At 57.0% G+C, this 23,947-nt stretch carries 17 protein-coding genes; 9 read left to right on the top strand and 8 right to left on the bottom strand.

Going from position 1 to position 23,947, the window contains the following annotated elements; all coding sequences use genetic code 11:
* Positions 1-476: 476 nt before the first annotated feature.
* On the top strand, positions 477-1,091 hold the full coding sequence (locus NB063_RS01715; protein WP_250927005.1) for a hypothetical protein: 615 nt from the start codon (positions 477-479) through the stop codon (positions 1,089-1,091).
* Positions 1,092-1,194: 103 nt separating this feature from the next.
* Here the strand turns inward: NB063_RS01715 and NB063_RS01710 are convergent, their stop codons facing one another.
* The 3 genes from NB063_RS01710 to NB063_RS01700 form a co-directional block, all read right to left on the bottom strand.
* Positions 1,195-2,550, bottom strand: coding sequence for a homoserine dehydrogenase (locus NB063_RS01710; protein WP_250927004.1), 1,356 nt, complete (start codon positions 2,548-2,550; stop codon positions 1,195-1,197).
* Positions 2,551-2,899: 349 nt separating this feature from the next.
* On the bottom strand, positions 2,900-3,574 hold the full coding sequence (locus NB063_RS01705) for a HEAT repeat domain-containing protein (RefSeq protein WP_250927003.1): 675 nt from the start codon (positions 3,572-3,574) through the stop codon (positions 2,900-2,902).
* A gap of 290 nt (positions 3,575-3,864) precedes the next feature.
* Positions 3,865-4,713, bottom strand: a complete 849-nt coding sequence (locus NB063_RS01700) for an SDR family NAD(P)-dependent oxidoreductase (RefSeq protein ID WP_250927002.1) — start codon at positions 4,711-4,713, stop codon at positions 3,865-3,867.
* 174 nt (positions 4,714-4,887) lie between these two features.
* Between NB063_RS01700 and NB063_RS01695 the strand changes: the two genes are divergently transcribed.
* Complete coding sequence (locus NB063_RS01695) at positions 4,888-5,526, top strand: hypothetical protein (protein ID WP_250927001.1); 639 nt, start codon at positions 4,888-4,890, stop codon at positions 5,524-5,526.
* 97 nt (positions 5,527-5,623) lie between these two features.
* Entirely contained in the window at positions 5,624-6,727 is a 1,104-nt protein-coding gene (locus NB063_RS32400) for an ROK family protein (RefSeq protein ID WP_250927000.1), read from the top strand.
* 34 nt (positions 6,728-6,761) lie between these two features.
* Here NB063_RS32400 and rarD read toward each other — a convergent pair whose 3' ends face one another.
* Both rarD and NB063_RS01680 read right to left on the bottom strand, forming a co-directional pair.
* On the bottom strand, positions 6,762-7,727 hold the full coding sequence (gene rarD / locus NB063_RS01685; protein ID WP_250927191.1) for an EamA family transporter RarD: 966 nt from the start codon (positions 7,725-7,727) through the stop codon (positions 6,762-6,764).
* Between the two features lie 276 nt (positions 7,728-8,003).
* Positions 8,004-10,415, bottom strand: a complete 2,412-nt coding sequence (locus NB063_RS01680; RefSeq protein WP_250926999.1) for a hypothetical protein — start codon at positions 10,413-10,415, stop codon at positions 8,004-8,006.
* A 418-nt stretch (positions 10,416-10,833) separates the two neighbouring features.
* Between NB063_RS01680 and NB063_RS01675 the strand changes: the two genes are divergently transcribed.
* The 5 genes from NB063_RS01675 (at position 10,834) to NB063_RS01655 (ending at position 17,828) form a co-directional block, all read left to right on the top strand.
* On the top strand, positions 10,834-11,085 hold the full coding sequence (locus NB063_RS01675) for a hypothetical protein (protein WP_250926998.1): 252 nt from the start codon (positions 10,834-10,836) through the stop codon (positions 11,083-11,085).
* A gap of 59 nt (positions 11,086-11,144) precedes the next feature.
* Complete coding sequence (locus tag NB063_RS01670) at positions 11,145-11,996, top strand: ParA family protein (RefSeq protein ID WP_250926997.1); 852 nt, start codon at positions 11,145-11,147, stop codon at positions 11,994-11,996.
* A 107-nt stretch (positions 11,997-12,103) separates the two neighbouring features.
* Positions 12,104-13,213, top strand: coding sequence for a CNNM domain-containing protein (locus NB063_RS01665; protein WP_250926996.1), 1,110 nt, complete (start codon positions 12,104-12,106; stop codon positions 13,211-13,213).
* A gap of 216 nt (positions 13,214-13,429) precedes the next feature.
* Positions 13,430-16,894, top strand: a complete 3,465-nt coding sequence (locus NB063_RS01660) for a caspase family protein (RefSeq protein WP_250926995.1) — start codon at positions 13,430-13,432, stop codon at positions 16,892-16,894.
* A gap of 16 nt (positions 16,895-16,910) precedes the next feature.
* The gene (locus NB063_RS01655) at positions 16,911-17,828 is read left to right on the top strand and encodes a hypothetical protein (protein ID WP_250926994.1); all 918 of its coding nucleotides are present in this window, start codon (positions 16,911-16,913) and stop codon (positions 17,826-17,828) included.
* Between the two features lie 254 nt (positions 17,829-18,082).
* On the opposite strand, the gene NB063_RS01650 is transcribed toward NB063_RS01655, so the two are convergent.
* Complete coding sequence (locus NB063_RS01650) at positions 18,083-19,894, bottom strand: hypothetical protein (protein WP_250926993.1); 1,812 nt, start codon at positions 19,892-19,894, stop codon at positions 18,083-18,085.
* Between the two features lie 445 nt (positions 19,895-20,339).
* Between NB063_RS01650 and NB063_RS01645 the strand changes: the two genes are divergently transcribed.
* Positions 20,340-21,017, top strand: coding sequence for a redox-sensing transcriptional repressor Rex (locus NB063_RS01645; protein ID WP_250926992.1), 678 nt, complete (start codon positions 20,340-20,342; stop codon positions 21,015-21,017).
* Between the two features lie 65 nt (positions 21,018-21,082).
* On the opposite strand, the gene NB063_RS01640 is transcribed toward NB063_RS01645, so the two are convergent.
* Positions 21,083-21,586 (bottom strand): zf-TFIIB domain-containing protein, encoded by a 504-nt coding sequence (locus NB063_RS01640; protein ID WP_250926991.1) that lies wholly within the window; start codon positions 21,584-21,586, stop codon positions 21,083-21,085.
* Between the two features lie 211 nt (positions 21,587-21,797).
* Entirely contained in the window at positions 21,798-23,888 is a 2,091-nt protein-coding gene (locus tag NB063_RS01635; protein WP_250926990.1) for a serine hydrolase, read from the bottom strand.
* Positions 23,889-23,947: the final 59 nt, after the last annotated feature.

Below are 23,947 nucleotides of genomic sequence, written 5' to 3'. Positions count from 1 at the left end.
AAACGTCGCCGTAGCGGACGAGGTGCCAAGTCTTTCGTGGACTCGGAACCTCGTCCGACCGCTGACATGCTGACGAACGAGCTGGCACCATCGACAACATGCGTCCAAAACGTTGGGTCGACCTTCTACTCGCGGCGTTTTGCTAGCATTTCCTGCTGCGGTGTGACAACCCGCGCGTCGTTGGAAATAAAGAGCGCAACGCTCATTTTTCAACGAGACAAAGCTTCCTCGAGCGTTAAAACGGTAGTACCCCCGGCCGCTATCGCCCTCAACTTTAGCCTCTTCAGAAGCCCTGTCGTAATCGTCGCAGGTGATTTGGATAACGCAGAGCGCGGTATCTTCCACTCTTTTTCGCGTACCCCTATGGCCCAATTCACGATGCATAACGCATTGTTCTTTGTGCAGCGGATGGATCACGGTCGGGTCGCCGGTTCTACGGAAGTCGTTGCTTGTGACGGTAACAGGATTTGTACGAAATGATTAGAGAAGCCTCGGGTTTGCCAACGAGTAGCGAGCCGGTTTTGGATGGAATCGTCAGTGTCTGCAATGAAATGCAATCGTCCATCTACCACGCTACCACCCAGAGGGTTCACCACGATCAATCGGGGCCGATGCGATGGAGAGAGTCCTGCGACAGGCGGATCGCCGTGGCCCGGGACGTTTTGCAGTTTCGGATCATTCTGGAATTTGATCGAGAAGCGGAACAATCCGATTCCATCCAGATAACCCTCAACCGAACCCTCGGCTCGAACCTGGTTTTCGATCGTTTGGTGTCAACGTTCATCAACGGCAAATCAGCTCAACCGACCAACCATTCCCTCAATCGCACCCTGGACCTCCATTTTCATCGCGTTCCCGCCGAATCGATCATTGCGGTGACCTACCAAACTCGCGTGAGCTTCAACGCCGAAACACAGCGTGTCCTGGTCGGAGATACCAACGTCGACTGGTCATGGGTATCGCAGTCACGCTCGCGTCGCAACCGCGCCGCCGCGACTGCCCCACACGCTCCGACCAAGATGGTTCGCGCCCCGCGCGGGGTCGCGTTCCCCGTGGCACCACTGCACAAACCTGCAGCGGTACTCGCCTAAGCGCAACGTCTGCGGAGATCGATTTCGGCCAGGGCAATCCTGATAAACGCCCGTTTGTCAGAACAGTCGTTTCGTAAAACCTTTCGGCCGCAAGCTGGGGTGTCTAACCGCGAACGGGCATGCGAACAGCACGTCCAGCGACTGACTTCAGCGCCGAGATCGCCTTGGTGGCTTCCGCCGCGGCGCCTTCGCTTGCTTCGTGGGTCATGATCACCAAGGGCACGTAGTTCGAATCGGCGTCGCTCGTGCTGCGGCTGACTTCATCCTCATGCTCTTCGTGCTGCATCACCGAGGCGATTGAAATCTTGTGCTCGGCCAGCACGCCGGTGATCGCTGCGAGCGTGCCCGGGTGGTTGGCAACGTGGAGCCGCAAGTAATACCGACCGCGCAGTTTCGCGACGTCTCGCTGGACAGCCCGAGCGGGGCGATCTTCTGAAAAGTACTCAAGCGTTTGGAATGTGATCGGCGTGCGACCGACGGCGGTATCGATGACATCCGCAACGACCGCCGAAGCGGTCGGCATCTGGCCAGCACCAAGACCATGGTAGAAGACGGGCCCCACAGCATCGCCGACGACTCGAATCGCGTTGTACGCATCACGCACCTCAGCCATCGGCGTGCCTTTGCGTACCAAGGTGGGACCGACCGACAATTCCAATTCGCCGTCGATCAATCTCGCAATCGCAAGCAACTTGATCCGGTATCCGAGTTGCGAGGCGTATCGCAGGTCCGCCGGATCGAGATTGTCAATTCCGCTACGTGGGATGTCACGCCAATCCACGGTCGCACCAAACGCGAGATGCGAAAGAATTGCGAGCTTCTGGGCCGCATCGGTGCCGTCGACATCCATCGCCGGATCGGCTTCTGCGTAGCCGAGTTCCTGGGCGATCTTGACCGTTTCTGCGTAGCCGGCACCTTTTTCGTCCATTTGGGAAACGATGAAGTTGCTGGTGCCGTTGAGGATCCCCTCGAGCGATAAAATTTGATTCGCCGACAAACATTGGCTGACGTTGGCGATAATCGGGACGCCACCGGCAACCGCTGCTTCGAACGCGATACTCCGTCCAAGCTGTCGGGCCCGGGTAAACAGTTCTCCACCGTGCTCGGCCAATAACGCCTTGTTCGCCGTGACGATGTCTTTGCCCGCTTCCATCGCCCGCAGCATGACTTCGCGAGCCGGACTGAGCCCGCCCATCAACTGCACCACCACATCGATTTCGGGATCGTTGAGCACCTCGTCGATCGAGTCGGTCAGCACACCGTCGGGCAGATCAATGCCGCGTGGTTTTTTGAGGTCACGGACAACGGCCTTGGACAACCAGATGGTTTTGCCGGCGTGGCGGGCGGTGCGGTCGCCGTGGTCGATCAGCAATCGGGCGACACCGGCCCCGACGGTTCCCATCCCCAAAATAGCGACATTGGTGCGGGAAGAATCGCGAGCAGCACGCGGTGAAGACATGTTCAGTGCGGGAATTATGAGGGGAATCGGACGCGTTATTTACAAGTTGCGGCGGCATCATAATCGAGCTCGTCGAATCATGGCACCCGTTGCCTCCCCCCTGCGACCCGCGGGATTCAGAAATCGCGGACCAGCAACAGGACGCCCCGCGGGCTGTTGCACCTGTCACGTGTAGTGAAATCACACCGGAACAACGCGATCGGCTTCGCCAACCACGCGGGCACGCCAACATAGAGCGAGCCGCGGGCGATGTAATGATGGCCGCAAAGACGTGACGGAGCGTCCGATCACGATCGTTTAGGTGCATCGCCCTGTTGGGCGAAGACGCTTGCGGCGAGAGCCGTACGTTTTAGAAGAACGAACGAAATCCGCCGGCCGGTTTCTCATCGACGTCCTTGCCGTCAAGAGCGGCGATCCAGGTTTCAGGATCGTTCCCAAAGTCTTTCCCGGTACTACGCCGAAGCGATCCGATAACGAGACTTTGTGTGGCCGGATCGCGGTCTTGGAGGGCGAGTTTGAGTGAATCGGCAGCAATCTGCCCAGGATGCTGTGCCAGTGCCGCGATCGCCGCGTGCCGGACGTCTTTGTCCTGCGATGATCCGATCGTCGTTGCGAGCAACCGCGCGGCGTCATCTTCGGTGCGATTACCCAACGCCCGACAAGCCTCCATCCGGACCTTGATCACGTCGTCGGAGAGGCCTTTTTCGATCAATTTCAAAACACCGGGATCCGACGATTTCCCGGCCGCGAGCACGGCGAGGCGACGCATCTCGGCGCTTTCGTCGTTCTCAAAAATTTGTTCCAAGTGCCCTGACCAATATTGTTGGCGGTCCGGTGGCAGGCTCGGCATCGTCTCAGCGAGCGACTGTAATTCTTGGCGGCGTTGGTGGTCGGTGACACCAATCTCCTCATCTCGCGCCCACTGACGCATTGGAAAGTACGGGTTCGCGTGCTTGAGCGCGTACAGTGGTCCATCTTTGCACCCGGTTGTCGCGCATGCCAATCCGGCCGCGCACAAGCTCATCAGCAGGGCTCTGCCGAGACATTGAGAAGTTCGATGTCGACCGGAGGCGGATGTCGGTGTCATAAATGCACGCAAACGAGTCGCGATACGTTTTTCGGACGCCATGGGGAGGTTCCGAGAATGGGAAGAAAGGAAAACGGCAGCAAGCCGACTTGCCACAACCAGCGTGGTTACCAAAAACGCTTCCCAGGTTCCAAGGCCAATCTAGATGCAGGATTCGAAATGGGGATACGAAAATGCGAGCGATCTGAGCAGGCAGCCCGGCCCCGCCCGCAAAACGTCAGATCCATTCACCGTTTCTCGGCTTCAGCTTCCATCCGACGGGTTTCTTCGACGCGGAACATGTCGCCAAATGGCAACTGAATCCCGCCGTCGATGGTCAGGGTCGAGCCCGTGATGTACTCGCTCGCCGGATCACAAAGGAACACCACCCCACGGCCGATTTCGTCGGGACGACCGAGGCGTCCCCATGGCAACTTCAACGCCTCTTCCTGCAATTTTTCTTCGGTGAAAAACTTCCGTTCACCGGGCGTGTCGATCCAGCCCGGATGCACCACATTGACGCGAATCCGATGCGACGCCAGTTCCACCGCCGCGGTCCGTGCCATCTGGTCGCTGGCGGCTTTGGCCATGTTGTAAGCCATCGCCCCGGGCATCGCGATTTTGGCCATTGGGCTGCTGATGACAACAATATTGCCACCCGCTCCCGCGTCGACCATTTTTCTTGCGCCACAGCGAACGAGATGAAAGGCACCCCACATGCTGACGTCGATCGTTTTGCGGATTTCGTTGAGATCCGACTCCAACATCAAATGCCGGTCGCTGTAGGCCGCGTTGCTGACAACGATATCAAGACCTCCCATTCGCAGCGCCGCTTCGTCCACCAATCGTTCGACGGCGCCGACGTCGGCCATGTCAGCCTCAACGAGATGTGCCTCCACCCCGTGACGGCGGCACTCTTCGGCGACCTGCTCCGCCGACTCTCCGTGAGAACGATAGTTGATCGTCACGTCCGCCCCCGCCCGGGCGAGCGAAATCGCGATCCCGCGACCTATCCCCAGCGAACTGCCCGAGATAACAGCACGTTGTCCTTGCAGCGGTTTCGAAGGAGATCCGTCGCCAGATGAATCAGCAGCCATGGGGAAAGCACCAAAGAGTAAATAGCGTGTGAACGTCCGAGCATAAGATAGCGGATCTCACGTTGCGTTTGTGGGTCCACAAAATCTTCGACATCGGCCTTGCGGTGACAGGAATCTTTTTGCTATCGGCAAAATACTCGTGTTCGCGTCCCCACCGAAATGATCGCGTCAGCCATGAATCCACAACCTCCCGATTCTTCTGCCGAATCGTCACCCGCGATCCCGCAACCGCCCTCGAATTCAGCAACCCATGCGACGGTGGTGGTCGCCGACGAAAAGCCGCTCTCGCTGCTCACGACGGCCGGGATTCTGCATCACGCCGGAATGCGATGCATCTGCGCACGTACCGCAGACGCCGTCATGCGTGCCTGTGGAATGCCAAGGCCACCGAGCGCTGAAACACTGTTGTCGGACGTGGAAGAAATCGCGGGCGAAGTCGCACGGGCGATCGAGCCCGTCCGAGTCGACCAACCGAACCCGGGCATGCACGCGGCAAACCCGTCGGCCAAACACGGTAACGTCGAGCTGATCGTTTGGGATGTCGGCAATAACGTGCACTTAGTGCTCAACACACTCAAAAAGATCCGAGAACAATTCCCTGAATTGCCCGCAATCCTGCTAGCAGAATCGAAATGGGCGGGGCTGGAAAAGAAGACCGAAAAACTAACGGCGGCGACACGGTGCCTGTTCAAACCGATCGATCCATCAGCATTGATCGCCGTCAGTGAACCATTGCTCTGGATGCCCGCGCTGCAATCGACGCATCGTCTCAGAGGAACACGACCGAGCCGCCCTGGATGGGTCACCCTTTAACCCCCTTGCTCCCTCTAGAAATCTCCCGCCGAACCGCTAACCTTCTGGCTGGTTCCATTTCTTGGCTAAACGGCCGCAATAACGGAGATCAGTGCGCGTGGGGATTTACATTGGTGTGGACGTCGGGGGAACGACCTCGACGGTTTGTGTGGGCGACGGAAACGGGCAACTGATCGAGATCACGCCACAATTCCCGACTCGCAGCGACGAAGGACCGTCAGCGACCATCGCGGATATCGCCGCCGAAATCGTCCGGGTACTTGGCAGCAACGGAAAACAACTCAGCGACGTGAAAATGGTCACGATCGCAACCCCAGGCCCGGCGACCTGCGAAGGCGTCCTCCTGTCGACGCCGAACCTCAAACACCCCGAGTGGAACAACTGCCCGGTTCGCGAACTGCTCGAGAAAAAGCTTCGTGAAGAAGCCCGCAAAGATGATCGCGTCGATGCGAAAATTGACGGCGGTGAACTTTCGGTACGCTACCTCGGTGACGGCCAAGCCGCAGCGCTCGGGGAATTTGCCGTGCGTCGCGGCGATATCCAAGTCAAATCGGAAATCGCAAACCGTTGGAACATCAACATCCAGGATCCCGAAGCGGATTTGAACTCGTTGTTCATGGTCGCCGTCGGGACGGGATTAGGTGGTGGCGAAGTTCGCAATCGCGAAGTCGTCAGGGGCAGCGAAGGTCGCGCCGGACACGCCGGACACATCATGCTTCCCGTGGATGTGTTCCGCTACCAACACGATCAAGAACTCCAGGTCGGCAACGCTTTTTCGACTGTCGAGTCCGCTGTTTCACTGACGGCGTTGACTCACCAACTCGCCTATCGATTGGAACTCGATCAGTGGAAAAAACACTCCCTGCACCAGGTCGATGGAACCGCCAAGGATCGTGCCAAACGCCTGCGTGAACTTGCGGCGGATGGCGATGAACTCGCGTTGGAGCTTTTTGACGACCAAGCTACTGCACTCGGCGTCGCCTTGCTGATGATTCAGTACATCGGAGACTTTGACGACCTCGTGATCGGCGGCGGTGTCTGCGACCTTGCTCCAAATGTTCGCGATCGGTATCTCGCCAAGGTGAAAAAGGCGTTCTACCAACGAGCCCTCGACGGCTTCCGCAGCTTTGATGCAATCTCGTTCTCACACTGCGGCGACCAGGCCTCCGTGATCGGCGCCTACGTCGACGCCATGTCTTGATCACGTGCGGAGTTCGGCAAGAGCTCCTGACATTCTATTCGGCTAACAACGCCGCCTTCTTGGCCTCCGCGACTCGATTCGCGGAGGCCTTTTTTGATGAGCGGTGGGTGGCGGTCACAAAGATCACCAGAGCCACCCACACGAATGCGAATCCGATCATGCGGGTTCGGTCGAGCGGTTCGCTGTACAAAACCGCGCCGACAAGAAACTGCAGCGTCGGACCAACGTATTGCAAGATTCCGATCAGCGACAAATCCACCCGCCGTACCGCCACGGCAAAAAGCGCTAACGGTGCGATCGTGATAAAACCGGCCATCAACAACATGCTCGTCACCATCGGGGAACCGAACTGTAACGCGCTGACACCAGCGTTGACCCGCAACCCGAGATAGATCGCCGCGGGCAGCAACAGGATGGAAACCTCCATCATCAAACCGACGAGCACAGGAAGATAAACCTTTTTCTTGACCAAACCATAGATCGCAAACGATCCCGCCATCGCGAGAGATACCCACGGAATCCCACCACTGCCCATCGCCATCACGCTGACACCGACGGTCGCGATCGCGACGGCTCCCCATTGCCAGATCCCCAACCGTTCACCCAGAACGGTGACCCCGAGCACGACGCTGAAAAGCGGGTTGATGTAATACCCGAGCGACGCCTCAAGCACGCGACCGTGATTCACCGCCCACAAGAACGCCAGCCAGTTGATGCCGATCATGATCGCCGCGACGCCGTAAAGCATCCACACGCGTTTGTCGCGAAGACTCTTTGCGATGACGCGCCAACCACCCCACCACCCCATCCGCAACAAAACGGGAAGCACAATTAGCAGCGTGACAAACGACCAAACGATTCGATGACATGCCAACTCGAGCGAATCCGCACCTTCGATCTGACGCCAATAGATCGGAAACAAACCCCACATCGTGTGTGCGGCGATCGCACAGACCAACCCAACACGATCGACGGACGATTGATTGCCCGATGATTCCAGATCAGCAGAACGTTGGGTGTCACGGAGCAAGAGAGGGACTTTTCAAAGATAGACGCAGCGGCAGCAAATCTGGTGCTAGCGCGAGAATCGAAGCAACAAATGGAACTTCAGAGACTCTATCAGTGCGTCAAAGGTTCAACCAGCACGCCGGAGATTCACGCAGCACGCAGGCGACCCACGTCAGCTGAACTGATGTTCCCGGGTCGCTTTTAAAAGCACTCTATTGCCAGCCGATGGTTGCCATGCGTCCGGTTTCGGTTTCAAGAAACCGCGACCTCAATTTTCCGGAAGCTCGATCTGCAGATACTTGGGCAGCAATGCAATCAGCTCTTTGCGTTTTTCAAGCGTGGTTGTTGCAGTGCCAAGAATCTCAAGAGCGTGCAGCCGGATGGCGGCCGCTTCTCGCCCCTCAAGTCGCTGGGCTACTTTCACCCATCGCTCCGCGAGTGCGATCCATTCAGCATGGCCATCGACCGGGTCGCCGGATTGACGCAACTCACACTCCGCCTTCGCACAGGCGGCAACGACAAGATTGCTGGACTGCCCCAACCAGACGATGCCCTCTTCCCAACGGCGTTGATGCAAACAGTAGATCGAGCCCAATAAACCAGACGGTTTGTCGGCAGCTTGCAAACGCGCCCACTCCGTCGCGTTGGGAAGGCTATCGATCGCCGTTAACAAATAGTTGGTCTCGGCGAGCGTTTCTTTGTCACTGACAATTTTCACCAACCGTTCGACGTCCGTACGAAACGACAACAGCACATCGCTGCGTTTGGAAGCCACCAACTGGTCGCTCACGACGATGCGATCGAGCAACACGTTGGCTTGCTCGAGCATTCGTTCGATATCGTTGGAGGCGACAACGCGTCTCAGTGACGATCGCCAAGACTCGAGCATTACCTTAATCTCATCGACGTCGAGATTGGCGGTGTTCTTGAGGTCGGAATCCATCAACGACACGTCAGCAAAACGAATCGCTTGGCCCGCGTCTGCCTTACGCAGGAACGCGACGATGCTCGAAAGCGGCTGCTCCAGCCACGCGGCTTGCAAAATCAGATGCCTCGCGGCGGCACTCTCGAGTGAATCGGGGCCGGCGATTTCGGCAACCAATTCCCATTGTTCGATCAGGTCCGCGATCGAGGACTGAGTGAATCGCCGTGCTGCCGATTCCGTTTCCGCCCACAATTCGGATGCCGCTGCGGCAACGTCTGCGGGCGAATGTTTTGGCAGCTTGGGAGACGGAGATTCGGGCATCCTGTCGCGTGGGCGACCGCCACTAGGCTTTGGAACGCCTGACATCTCCAAAGCGGCGGCAACGGTTTCGCCCGGTTCGGCAAACGGGTCATACGAATCTTCGGCAGTCCGCTTCGGCAGCTCAGTCGACGGCATCGCGATGTCCGTGATCGGCGCCACTTCGGGCAATTCGTGACTAAAAGTTGCCACCTCTGGAAGAACGATCGTGGATTCGTTCGCGGCCTCGGCGAGCGAGGCCATGAGCTCATCCGTCGTCATACCGGGATTGGTGATTTCGGGACTCAGATCTTCCGCATGCGGCATTGCATAGTCGGTCAACTCCAACGCTTCCGATTCCATCGGTTCGACGGGCAGGAAGTCATCTTCATCGTCCGACGCCGAAAGAACACTAGGCGTCTGAGCATCGGCCATCGAAGCGACCATCGTCTCACCGCCCGCCGAGCCTACCGCTTGATCGATCAACGGTCGTGGCCCCGTTAAATTCCGACGGGCGGCAAACAGACCTAAACCAATCGTCGTCGAAGCGATGACGAAAATCATGCCGGCCAGAAACCGTGTGTCATGAAGCCAGCGTCGCACGATCGCGGTGGTCGAGCGTGCACGCAATTCGGCGAGCACCTCCAGGGCTTCAGCACGCCCGGAAAGCGTGTCTTCCTGCCAGTGTCGTCGACGCTTTTTCTTACGTGCTCGCGATCCGTTCTGAACCGGAAACGGATGCCCAAACAATCGCACATGATTTTGCCGTGCGATCCGGCGGCGAGTTTGCACCGTTGAGGGCGTGTAGTCGATGCATGCAGCCTGCTGCAACACGAGCGGCATCAACCGCCCAACGCGAACCTGTTGAAAATAACTGCCTCGAAACCGAGGGTCGATCAATCGGTAAGTCGATAGAACGATCTGCGCCAGCCTCTCTTCCTTGTCGTCCGAAGGCTCGACGAGTTGACTGGCAGCGATCGCGTCGGCACTGCGGTGGGCGGCGACACGGATCACGGAGAGCCGCCATTCCAGATTACGAACGCCGATCAGCGCAAAGTCATCTTCGCTAGCACCAATCGGCTGTTCGTCAAAGACATCGAGCGATTCCACTTCGGCTTCGAGCTCGAGATCGCGGACCATCTCATCGACAGCGATGTCGTCAAAGGAATATTCCTCCTCCGATCGATCCTCGCCACCGGCCTCCGACTCTTCGGTATCGTCGGCGGACGGATCGAGGTCCGTGGGTGACGGTTCCGCGTCATCGAAGACCGCATCGGGAGCTGACTCAGGCGACCGGCCCAAACCACTCTCGCTCATCGTCTCACTTTGCCCACCCGCCCCTGTCACAAACCGCCCATTGTCGCTGGTCGGTGACAACGGAGGACGGTCCGAGCCTGGAACACGCACGGGCGGATCCTTTTTCGGCAGGTCGTCAGCGGGAATGGGTTCGGATGGCATCATTGATCCATTGGGGACCATTGTACGTTCCCCAGACGGGCGGGGAATTCGTTTTTCTCGGGACGTCAAAATTTCGTGAAAATAGTTTCGACGGCGAGCTGGTTTGCGGAACGCATCATTCCCCTTCCTTAAATTAATTCTAGGCAAAATGCCAGCTCACAGCGAGGACGGCACCTCGCCGGTGGAATTCGGCCCCTCAAGCCAAGCCTAGCGGGCCAGAACGGCATTTCCCCATAAACAGGAAGAATCGGCAAAATCGAATTAAGTCCCCCAATCGTCAAAGTCGATACTTCCTTGGCAGGACGCTCTGGCGTTGAATCGTCATGCCTTGCTAAACAGCAACGTACCGACCGAAGGATGACTCCTCTCGGGAGTACCGAGCGAATACGCCTCGTAATAGCCGAAAGATTGAATCGCCGTGAAAACGCAACCCGCTCGAATCAAGAACCACTCATTTGTTCGTGAATTGGAGATTGACCGAGTAGCGGGTACGGCCCAGCCCAAAACGGTTTCCATCCCGCTCGCACAGATCACTCGTTTGTTGATCGACGCGGCGGCGACCAACCGCACTTGGCTGACCGACTTTGCCGACGACTGCGTGAAAATCGACGCGGACCTGTACGAGGTGCTACTAGCCTATCAATCGCTCCGACACTCATCGGTTTCATAGACCTCCCACCACACCACCGGCTCTGTCCATCAAGCCAGCCCTCAAATCGGAGAATTGTCATGCGTTCGATCGCTGTTATCAATCAAAAAGGCGGCGTGGGAAAAACAACCAGCAGCGTCAACCTGGCCGCTGCACTCGCTCGCGCCGGACGGCGTGTTTGCGTGATGGATTTGGACCCGCAAGCTCACGCTTCTCTGCATCTCGGAATCACCGCAATCGACGGTGAAGCGACCATGTACGAGGTGCTTTGTGGCGACGCATCGATTGCCGACGCCCGTCAACAAGTCGACGAGAACCTGTTCGTCGTGCCCTCGAATCTCGACCTCGCTGCCGCCGAAATGGAACTCGCCTGCGAAGTCGGTCGCGAGATGATCCTCAGCGACAAACTCGCCGACGACACCGAAGATTTCGACTACCTGATCCTCGACTGTCCACCAAGTTTGGGTGTGTTGACCATCAACGCACTCGTCGCGGTCAGCGAAGTCTTTCTGCCACTGCAACCACACTTCCTCGCCTTGCACGGATTGAGCAAGCTGTTGCGAACGATTGAAGTCGTTTCACGTCGCATGAACAGCCGCTTGCGTCTGTCGGGCGTGGTGTTGTGTATGTACGACTCGAACACCCGCTTGGCTGCGGAAGTCAGCACGGACATCGACGAATTCTTCACTGTGTCGAAAGACTCGCGGGAATTCTTCCGCAACGCTCGCTTCTTTGACACCCGTATCCGTCGAAACATTCGTCTGGCCGAGGCACCGAGTTTCGGTAAATCGATCTTCGACTACTCGGCCGAAAGTAACGGAGCGATTGACTACCAATCGCTGGCCGAAGAGGTAATCGCCCAAGAAGCATCCCGTGCTGAAATGGACACACCCGAACCGACCGCGAGCGAGCAAGCCCGCATGGCGGCCTGACCCACGGTCACCACCGAAACCCTTTCCTGCTACACTGTCGTCGTCACTTGCTACCACGCAAGCCTTCTCGACGGCGGTAGCGGAAACCGGGGGATATTGGGTTATTTATGTTTCTACTGCTGACGTATCTCATCGCGGCAATCGGGTTTTCGTTTTATTGCAGCGTCGCCGAGGCGGTCCTGTTATCGATCACTCCCTCCTTCATCGCGACGCTCCGCAACACCAACCCCAAAGCGGCCGAGCGGCTTAAACGGTTGAAGGCCAATGTGGATCGTCCACTCGCCGCCATCCTGAGCCTAAACACGATCGCTCATACGATCGGTGCGGCGGGCGTCGGTGCCCAAGCCGCCGTGGTGTACGGCCAAGGCATGTACGGCGAGCACGCAGTCGGCATCGCGAGTGCGGTGATGACGTTGCTGATCCTCGTCTTTAGCGAAATCATCCCCAAGACAATTGGTGCCTTGCATTGGCGGCGACTCGGCCCATCGATCGCCTTGTCGGTTGAGTGGTTGATCTGGGTTCTGTATCCACTCGTTTGGTTAAGCGAAATCCTGACCAAGTTACTCTCCGGCGGCCACGCGACTCATGCACTCACGCGAGATGAGTTGTCCGCGATGGCGGAAATCGGTGTGCAGCAAGGTGTGCTCGAGGATCACGAATCCCGAGTATTTCGGTCGCTGCTCAAACTACCCGAATTGTGCGCCAACGATATCATGACGCCGAGAGTCGTTGTGATCGCTTTCCGGGACGACATGACCGTTGCCGAGGTATTCGATTCCACGGAAGACTTGCCGGTATCACGGATCCCAATCTTCCATCAAAAACTTGACGAGGTGACCGGCTTCGTTTTGAAAAACGACCTGCTGCTCGCCCGCGCGAATGGGGAAGCGGATCGGAAACTAAACGAATTCGCACGCCCACTCAAAACGGTCCAGGCCAGCACGCCACTGCCAACGTTGCTCGAAATGCTGCTCGAAGGACGGTTTCACATGGCGATGGTCAGTGATCAGTACGGCAGCGTCGTGGGACTCGTCACGCTCGAAGATTTGGTTGAAACCCTGCTCGGTCTCGAGATCGTCGACGAATCAGACGAGCAAGTCGACATGCAATCCTACGCAAGAAAACGCTGGGAAGAACGCGCCACCCGACGTGGCATCCGCCTGCGTACCGAGAGCGATTCGGAACCACGACCCAATTCCGGCGATTCGCCCGCGTAGCTCCTCCGACTCGGAGTCGAGACAACGTTGCGGGTAATCATGACCGAGCGAGATGGTCGCCGATCGCATCGGTGCGAAGATGTCCGCTGTCCGCTCCGAAAACGCATTTCATGGATGAGGTATGAAATCGTTGACGCCCCTCTCGTGCCGAGACTACGATTTCCTACAGGGGGCTGACTCACCGAGAGGCCACTTTTCAAACCAATGAGCCACGCGATGCCACGTACCGGACACTCCAACGCGACCATCCGACAGCCAATTTGCCTCCTCACCTTCATGCTGATCCTTTTTTCGGCTGGCCTCTGGCACGACCGACTCGCAACGGCCGACGAGGAAAAGGCGATCGCAACGGCGCAGTCCGATCTCGATTTCGGCTCTTCGAAAAAGGAAAAGATTGACAAAATACGCTTCGAAGAAGAACGCTTCGATGCCGTCCCTGCGGGGCCGATCACCGAGCTGCCTCGGCTGGTGACGAATCTCGATGGATTCTCAAGCCTCATCATGGACATCGGCTTTCATCCCGACGGCAAACACATCGCGGTCGCATGCGCCAACGAGATTCAAATCTGGGATATTGAGAACGATCATCTCGTGACAAAAATCCGTGGTGCGATCGACACGAACTCGGGGGGCATCTACGACGTCGCCTACAGCCCCGGGGGCACTTGGTTGTTGATCGGCATCGAAACGACCCGCGGTAGCTACGTGCGTTGCTGCCGCACGGATGATTACACCACGACCTTCGGGTACACAGGCGCCGAAATGGAGTACGCCCGCGGTGGCTACTCACTCGATTTCTCAGGCGATGGCAACCACTTCATTACGCAAACCTATTTCGAAGAATACATCAACGACGATCCTGACGACTACACCACCGAGACGGTGTACCAGCAGACACTTTATGGGTTCATCGAGAACCCCGTCGGAGAGGAGGTGGATCCCATTGTTTTCGAAGACATCGACTCATCCGATGAAACCACGGGGGCGGCGACCTTCTATGGTTCGGATCGCTACGCATACGATGCCTTGGGAGACCGAACGCTCGACGTCGCTGGAAAAAGGTGGGTACCCGGCGCGGTCGGTAGTGACACGCAGTGGCTCAGCCGCTTGTACAAACATACGTCGTCCCGAGCAGAAGCGACCGATAGCGAACTGGTTTGGTTCGACGCGGACGTGCGAAGCCGACTCGCCGCGGTTGCGGTCACGGTCGGAAGCAGCGGCGCGGCACGCTATCAAGTCGATTTGTATCGTGGCGATTCACTCACACCTTTCCGCACTTACAAACGTGTGAGCTGGGAAGTTACCGCCCTGGACATTTCGACCGATTGCAAACGGCTGGCGATCGGTGATGCGTTGGGCAACTTCCAAGTCATCGATGTGGCGACCGGCAAGCGACTGTTTTACAAGCAACCGACGTTACGACCTCTTTATGCCGCGTCGCTCGACGTCGACTCGGGTTTGCTCGGCTTTGGACATCGAACTCACACCGGATCGGCGTGGCGGCAAAACGACTATGCAGACATCGATCAAGCTTTCGATCTCGTCAAACGACAATTCGTTGATTCGAGCAACGGGCAATTCCAAGAACCAATCACGTCGCTTCCCGCACCAGTCGATCTGTCGGTCCACCAAACTAAAACGGAGGATGGATACTATCGCTTGCAACTCAAAACACCCACCAAGTCCATCCTAAAAACCGAACCGCAAGGCAGTATGGTTTTTAGTTGGCACCTTCAACCGGGGCCAGCGGACGAGGCTCTGATTCTGTATGGCGGGACGAGTTTTCTGCAAGCAGAAACGCTTGGGTCAACCCACCCTTCGAATACCAGCATCATCGCCATGTTGTCGGGAGAGTGTGAGGCGATTGCTACCGACATCACATCAACCAAAGACCTTCGACACCTCGTCACGGCGTGGTCTGATGGGATCGTGCGGATTTATCGCAACTCCGATTTGACACCCCAGAAAGGGTTCCAAACTCCGTTCGTGTTTGACTACGCCGACGACTCCGACAAAATCGAGATCATCGAAATCCGCGATGCGAAAGCCGCCGGCGGACTGCGGGTCGGCGATGTGATTACCGCCGTCAACGGTCTCGAACCGATGCTATTCAGTCGTCGGTCCAACAGCGAATACGGTTTTGAAGCCGACGTCGTTCCGGGCAGTCCTTTGCTGGTCACTCGCGAGAACGGCGAAGTGGTGAAAACCTCCTACGCCGCATACGACGACCATTTCATTCGCTCCGTTTCACCCGTGCTGAGCTTTCTTTCGACATCGCGAGACGACTGGATCTTATTCACGCCGGAGGGGTTCTTCGACGCGTCACCGAGTGCCAGCCGTTTGATTGGTTGGCAACGCAACCGCGACTTTGACCAAACGGCCGAGTTTTTTGCCGCCGATTCGTTGCGTCGCAAACTGCTTCGCCCCGACCTGATCCAAGAACGCGTCCGCGAAATCCTCGGGCGTCCCGCGACCACCACGCCGGCACCGGGCGATAACGCGACATCGATTCCCGATGCGACCAGCGATGCCAATCTCGCCTCAAACATCAGTCGTGAGCCGGCTCCCGACCTCAGAGAACCGGCGTCGTTCAATGAAATTTTGCCACCGAGACTGCGTATCGAGGGCATTCCTGAATCGGGCAAAACCAACAAACGGGAAATCGAGTTGGTCATCACCGCCGCGCCGCAAAATAACTTGCGGGTGCACGAGATTATCGTGCTCTCAGGCGGCCGCCCGACCGGAACAATGGACAACGTCCAACGACTCGACGATGGAAAGGTCGTTTTGACAACACGTGTCAAACTCAATCCGGGCGAAAACGAACTCTCATTCATCGCGACCAATGAAGCCGCATCGAGCCCACGTCGAACGGTTAACGTGACCTGCACAGCACGTCAGCTCGCCTCAGGAGAATTGCAACCAAGATTGTTCATCTTGTCGATCGGCGTTTCCAAATACGCCAAAGAAGAATTCGATTTGAAGTATCCGTCCATTGATGCAACGTCTTTTGCGAAGCTTTGGGAGCCACAGCAAGGACCGTTCTACCGCGAGGTCCAAGCGAAGATCCTGGTGGACGAACACGCTAACCGGACGGAAATCCTCGACGGAATGGACTGGCTGGTCCGCTCGGTGACCCAACGTGATCTCGCCATGGTCTTCATTGCCGGGCACGCGACAATGGACACCCGTAACAAATACTACTTTTGCACGCACGAAATGGACCCCAAACGTCTTCGGTCGACCGCGTTGCCCTACAGCGAAATTGTGCAGTTGATTCAGGACCTCCCCTGCAAAGTTTTGCTGTTTGCCGACACCTGTCACTCGGGCGCTGCAACCGGTGCACTCGGTGCAACGCGTTCATTCGGTGACGAACCATGGAGTGATATTGTGTCGGATGAAATCGGCGCGGTTCTGTTTGCCAGCAGCATGCCGCGACAACTCAGCATGGAGTCGGATATTTGGGGACACGGCGCCTTCACACGCGCCATCATCGACGGGATGACCGAAACCTCGAGCGACATCGATGGCGACGGCTACATCAATCTCATCGAACTTGACCAACAGATTAGCAACCGCGTGCAGAAGCTCACCGAGGGTCAGCAAACGCCCTCGACGGCAAAACCCAGCACGATCGGCAATTTTAAGCTCGCGACGATGTTGGCCGACACCGCACCGTAGTCATGAAGCCTCCAATGTGACCCATTCCTCCTCCGACACTCACGACCGCGCAAATAATATCAGCATCGACGGGCCACGCGTTTCATCGACAGATCATCCGTCGCGGACACCACGCTGGTTGGCCAACTGGAAATCTATCTGGCTCATCCTGATATCGTTTCAACTGCTGTTCTACGTGGGCTGGTTGGCGATCACCTCGACCACAGCGTCCCAGGGCCGGCTGATTGCATTTGCGATCGGCTTTCTTTTCATTGAATGCGCGGTACTGAGTCAATTCGCGAAATGGCTGGCGTGTTTCCCACGTCGTGACCTCTCCTCACGAGGACGTTTTTTCAAGCGAATGGTTTCCGCACTCGTTGTCGCCGGACTGATTGCCTGTCTGCTCACCCCTGGGCTGACCATCGCTTCCATGCAGGAGTCCTCTTCGGTGCCGCTCTTTGCCGACGGCCCGACGCTCGGTCCGATGAAGATCTCGGAGGTGGATCGAACAATGTCAAGCGGGATGATCGAGCTGACGAACGGTTCTCCCAAACACGACTTCGGTGCCAAGAGCGTTACCGGGAACCCCAGAAAATACCAAAGAACTTACTTCGCCGACCCGTTAGCGGACGAGACTTGGAGTCCGGAGCGAACCACAACCGTCTGGGTCGTGCATCGCGACGGAGAGGTCATCGATTCGAAAGATCGATTCGCCTACATCGTTTCCACGCGATATCTTCATCGCCACTTTTTCGAGTTTGCCGTTGCGATGTCGATCGAAGATTTTGATCTAACGTCGGCGAACGACGCGATGATCGTGATGCTGCGTGACGGGCCTCCGGTCTTTCCGGACGGGCCGACCTATTCGCAGGCGGTATTGGCGTGGTGTCTGTTGGTGGGATTCTTACTCGGTCCCACCGCCTACACTTTTGGGGCGGCATCCGGTCGGCAGTGACGGCCAGAATTCGGTTCAATGCGCAAAAAAAAACGGGGCGAGTTCCTTGTTCAAAGAAACTCGACCCCGATTTGGATTGGAGACGCCCTTTCGTCGCTGCCTTAGTTCCCCCGGTGAATCCGCCGCCGGCTGCTCGTTGTTCGTTGAGTTGTCCGAGCAAGCACGGTCGGCGAGATTCGTTGTGGGGAAAAAGGTGGCAGCGTGGAAAGCGTCCTATTTCACTTCGCTAAGCTGAAATCCGTGAGGATTCGTGATTAGCAACCGCAAGCTGGTGCAACGTCGCAGCAAGGCTCAACAACTTCGCATCCGCAACCACAAGCAGCTGGCTTGCTGAACAGCTTGTCGAACAAGCCTTTCAGGCAGCATGGCTTCTTAGGTGCACAGCAAGGAGCTGGCTCGCAGCAAGCATCGGCACATCCGCAAGCTGGAGCTGCATCGCAGCAGCCACAGTCTGAAGACGAACCGCAAGTGTCGCAAGGTTCGCAGCAAGCTGGTGCACTGCAGCAAGGAGCTGGGCAGCAGACGGTGACAGGAACTTGACGGCAGATTACTCGTGGAACACACTTGGTCACGGTGTAAGGCTCGCAAACTTTGCGGCACTTAGCAACCTTGATCGTTTCTTGGTAGCACTCTTTGCGGCACACGGTGTGGCAAACGGTCTTGGTGCGGCACTCAGGAACCATTTTGCAGACCTTGTAGGTGCAAACCTTGGTGCGGCATTCAGGAACCATCTTGCAAACGGTGTAGTTGCAAGTCTTTTGACGGTTTTCGCAAACCATCTTGCAGACGGTGTAGTTGCAGACCTTCGTGCGGCACTCAGGTACCATCTTGCAGGTCGTGTACTTGCAAACCTTCTGACGGTTTTCGCAAACCATCGTGCAGACTTTGTACTCGCAAACCTTCGTGTGGCACTCAGGAACCATCTTGCAAACGGTGTAGTTGCAGGTCTTTGTGCGGCACTCAGGAACCATCTTGCAAACTTTGTATTCGCAAACCTTGGTGCGGCACTCAGGAACCTTACGGCACACGGTGTAAGGAATTTCGCGGGTGCGGCATTCCGTTACGTACTTGGTGCAGCAAACTTCTTTTTGCTCACAGGTAGGAACCCAAACTTTCTTGCAGATCGTCTTTGGGCAACCTTGGACACACTCAACGCGGCACTTGCCTGGGCAGTACACGGTCTTGCAGGTCGCAGGGTCGAAGTACGAAGTGCCGGGCTCACGCACGGTACGACGAATCATCGGACCAGGAACGGTTTCCGTAACCGTGTCCCAATGGCCACCGTTGACCGTGACGGTCTTGGTGTACGTTTGGGGAACGCGAACGGTGTAGTTCTCAGTACGAACTTTTTCTTCCCGCACGGTGTTGTAAACCGTGTAGTTGATGTTGCGTGTACGTGTTTCGTACACTGGCACCATCACGGTGTAGTTGATCGTCTTTTGACGAGTTTCGTACACTGGTTTGTTGACGGTGTAGTTGATCGTCCGTTGACGAGTCTCATACACGGGCTTCTTGACCGTGTAGTTGATCACGCGTTCGTGCTGTTCGTAAACAGGCTTGCAAACGGTGTAGTTGATCGTCTTTTGACGTGTTTCGTACACTGGTTTTTTAACCGTGTAATTGATCACTCGCGTGCGAGTTTCGTACACAGGTTTGTTGACCGTGTAGTTGATCGTTTTTTCGCGTGTTTCGTACGTCGGCACCATGACCGTGTACTGAACTTCGCGTTGAACAGTTTCAGGAACCATCCGCACGCGGTTAACGACTTGATCTTCGTAATACGTTTCGTTGCGAACGCGAGTGCGAGTCTCTTGGACTTGCTCCATCACGGTTTCGCGAACGGTTCGCATCACGGTGTAAGATCCGCTGCCGGCAGCTGAACCTTCGCTAACGACGGCTTCGGGAGCTGCTGTGACAACCGAGTCACCGCTAACAACCGTTCCGCCGCCACCACAGCTACTACAGCCTTGATAGCTGATCGCGCTGCTATACGCAGCGTGAGCAGCATTGGCGCCCGATACGATCGCAATGATCGCGAGGGCGGGCAATAACCACAACCTTTTCATATCATAATCCTCTCTTGGAACAACGCTTCGAGCGTCGTAAGACATAGCTTTCCACTGGCCGCCGGAACCCCCCGGCATAGCCCTTTTCGATCGAAACCAAATTTCACCAGCCCGTTCCCTGTGTTGCGTCAGCGGCAGGTGCCGTGTCGCGTCCCCGATAACTCTCTTGTCGGCGTGGAGTCCGTCAGCCACACTAAAGCCGTTCGGTCGCTGACAAGAGCGGGAGGGTCGAGTAGCAATCACTCGCCAGTAACGCATGCACAAAGCTTGCGGGATAGCGAAAGCGATTCCGATGCACAGACTTAATCGTCTACGGAGTAACCGTTGAACACGTAAACGTGACCGTCCAGGCAAAATAGGATGGCTAGGTTGTGTGAATTTGCTGTCCGTTACACGTACAACACCTGTATCGATTATGCCGCATTGATTCGGGGAGAATCGCTTGATGATGCCGCCCAAACCGCCACTAAACCCTACCGATGGCGAACCACCCAACGTCGCTCGGGCGGATCTTTCTACACCGGCAGTGGGGCGTCTGAGCCTTTATTACCGAGAGCTGCACCGCCTGCTCGATGCCGGCCAAACGTCGACCAACAGCCGAGATTTGGCCGCGATGGTCAATGTCTCGGCCGCCGTCGTTCGCCGTGATCTCAGCTCGATCGGATCAATCGGTCGGCGGGGGGTCGGATACGACGTCGCCTCGCTGGCCGACCACATCGGCATGGTTCTGGGCAGCGGCGTGCACTGGAAGGCGGTCATGATCGGAGTCGGCTACCTCGGCAACGCCCTGTTGAGATACCGCGGTTTTGAACGCCTCGGGTTTTCGCTCGCCGCCGCTTTTGATACCGATCCGTCCAAGATCAACCGCGTTGTAGGCGATACGCGAATCCTCGCGATGGATCAACTTGAGCCGGTTTTACGCGAGCTCAAACCCGAACTGGCGATTCTCGCCGTACCGAGCGAACAGGCGATGGACGTCGCGTCGCGTGTCGTCGCGTTAGGCATCCAAGGCATTTTGAATTTCGCACCCACGACGCTGCGGGTTTCGTCCTCGGTGGCCGTGATCAATGTGGACCTCGCTAGCGAGCTGCAACAACTCGCGTTCCGAATCCAAAACGGCTGACAACGCGTTGCCGTTGCCCCACACACAGCGGATCACATCCCGCCACAAAATTGGGCGATACTGTCCTAGCGTCGCCCCGGGGCTTCGGTGATTGCGGTGATTTCACCACAATCCAACCATACCCGTTCACAGCGGTCACAGGAGTCAATCGCGACGCGACCGGGGCCCGCATAAAAGAAAGAATCCATCGGAACGCAACAGTTTGGGCACATTAATCGGGAGTGATGATCACGCGGTCCATCGAGTGCAGGATCGAACTCGGGCGTGATGTCCGCCCCTCCGTACGCGGCTCGCCGCTCATGCACGAGCAACGCGAACGACGATCGCGATATCAGAATGCCTTGGCAGCGCCGGCAGCCCTTGATCGCATGCCGGTCGAGCGAACCGATCTCGAGATGCGTGTCGCCGCACGTGAGGCACGGAGTCTCCGAAAACGTCCCCGTCAACACGAGCCCATCAAGCGACTCGTCGAGCGGAGTGACGACCGCTTCGGTGTCGCAATAATCACAAAAATAGCGTCCCGAACGCCCCAAACTCATCACCGGTGCACCGCAAGATTCGCACTTCATCACTATCGTTTCCGTAATCCAACTGACTCACAATTTCAGAGCGAAGAACTTCGCTCTTGGAATCCTGGGTCACGGATCCACTCGGCGGGCACGCGTTTCCAACCGCACACACCGGCAATCACAACGCGACATACCGGTCGGTGTGAATGTGAGGATTAAGACAGCGAACTCATCTTCGTCCGCACGAGAGATATTCGCATTCCTTGGACGACTAGAACGCTTTCATCAATAGTCGCCAAAACTCGTCATCAAACCCGGCCTCACCTCGCACCTCGGGACTGTCGCCCAACCGCGTGACGATGAGTTGCATCGACGGCACCACGTGCAGTTTCCTACCGAGCATCCCCTCGGCGGCGACCAGATCGCTCGGTGCGTTTTCGATCAACGGTCGCGGCAGCTTCCCCTTCGACGGATGGATCACAAACTGCTGCCCGTTGAGCCACCAGAGATAACCGTACGACGGATTCAAAGCTTGAGAAGGCGACGTCGCCGCAGACAAATATGCCTTGTTGTTAACGATGTCCCGACCGTCCCACTGACCATGATTGAGGATCAGCAAACCCACGCGGGCGAGATCGAGAGCGGACGTCACAAATCCGTGACTGTTGGTCGATCCCAGAATGCTTTGACGAGCAACCCATTCCGATTCATGCATTTTCAGCGGGTCAGTCAGCCACCGCCGTGTCAGTTCAGCACGTGACATTCCCGCTACCTCAACAATGACATCCATTGTCAACTGATACGCCTTCGTGTTGTATTTCCACTGCGTGCCGGGCGGCGATCGGAAATTCAATCGTTCGTCCAACCCCGTTGTCATCGTGATCAGGTGCCGCAGCGTGATCGCGGATTCCTGTTCGGACGCCGTCTTGGACCACCCTTTTCCCAGGTATTGGTCCACCGGGTCGTCCAACTGCAACAAGCCCCGGCTCAGTGCGATCCCCATCAAGATGCTAGTGATGCTTTTTTGCACCGACGCCACGTCTTCGAGCGCATGCCCTTCGTCGGTCACCCCTTGAAGAGCGCGTCGATAGGCTAACCCGGGCGATGTCACTGCCGCGTGACGCTGCGCCACCACCTTCCCGCCGACCACGATCACGATGCTGGACGATTGACGCCGCATGCCGAAGTCGAGCGCCGCATCGAGCGCCTTCGCATCGACTCCGATCGTCTCAGGATCCACGGTCTGCCAAGTATCGCCGGGGAAGACCGACGGAGGCTTCTGCGTTGAGGATGAGTCCACACCGGGAACAGCCGGTGCTACACCGGGGTTGGGTTCATCGCCGACCGCGACAGGTATGCGTGCGTGATTTTGGAAGAAGTCCCAAATCAGATCAAAGCCATCGACGTCCTGATTGGCATAGCCGATCAATCGGGCGGGAAGGTATTGGGATCCACCGGGGAGGCCATGACCACCGCCGACGACCTTGTAGAGCATGACCGCGGTGCCACGTTCTCCGTTGTCCCAAAGACTACTTTCGATGTAGGAACCGTCCTCTTTGTCGGTGTCAGCGAGCCGCTTAACGATTGGCTCGGTATCGGTCTGATTGCGTGTCACCCACTTCAATACGGCGTCATCGGTTGAGATTGCTCGCCCTCTCGGTGCGTCTTCATGCCCTTCGACTTGATTGAAACGGTGCACCAGCGGCATTCCCACCGGCCCACCTTCGTAGGGAACGAAGGTGTCCTTGGTCCCATTGAGATAAAGGACTGAGACGGGCAATTTGGGTACAAACCGTTCGCTTATCGGTTCGCCCATCGTTGCAATGACGACGCCGACTGCCGCAAAGGTTTCTGAATGCTCGATCGCCAAACGTTGGGTCATGAAACCGCCGTTGGACAACCCGGTCGCGAAGATTCGATTGCGATCGATGGCGTGTTCCTCACCGACACGCCTGATTACTTCCATTACAAACGCGACGTCATCGATCGCTTCGTCATGTTCGGCATACATCGGCGAATCGCGGCCGTCGTTCCAATGTTTGTCGATCGCGTTGGGGTACACGACAATGAACCCCTCACGATCGGCAACCGGGGTCAGCCCCATCATCGACGCCGTCCGCGAGTTGCCACCGCCTCCGTGCAGACAAACCACGAGCGGAACATCTTGGCCCGGTGGAATTTTTTCGGGAACATGGATTCGGTATTCTCGTTCCACACCGTCGTGTTCGAACGAAACACTCTCGCCGGTTTGGGCAGCCCGGAACCGGAACTGCGCCACGCACACAAGTGCCCCAACCCCCACCACCGCTATCGCGACAACAGAAACGCCAATCCTAAATACGGTGTTCTTCTTACGTGACATGCCGGTCTCCAATGGAAAGTGTCACGAATCATATTCGATACCTTCTCGATCAAAGACCA

The sequence above is a fragment of the Aporhodopirellula aestuarii genome, from assembly GCF_023701485.1.
GTDB lineage: Bacteria > Planctomycetota > Planctomycetia > Pirellulales > Pirellulaceae > Rhodopirellula > Rhodopirellula aestuarii.
This window is presented reverse-complemented; position numbering and strand designations above follow the sequence as displayed.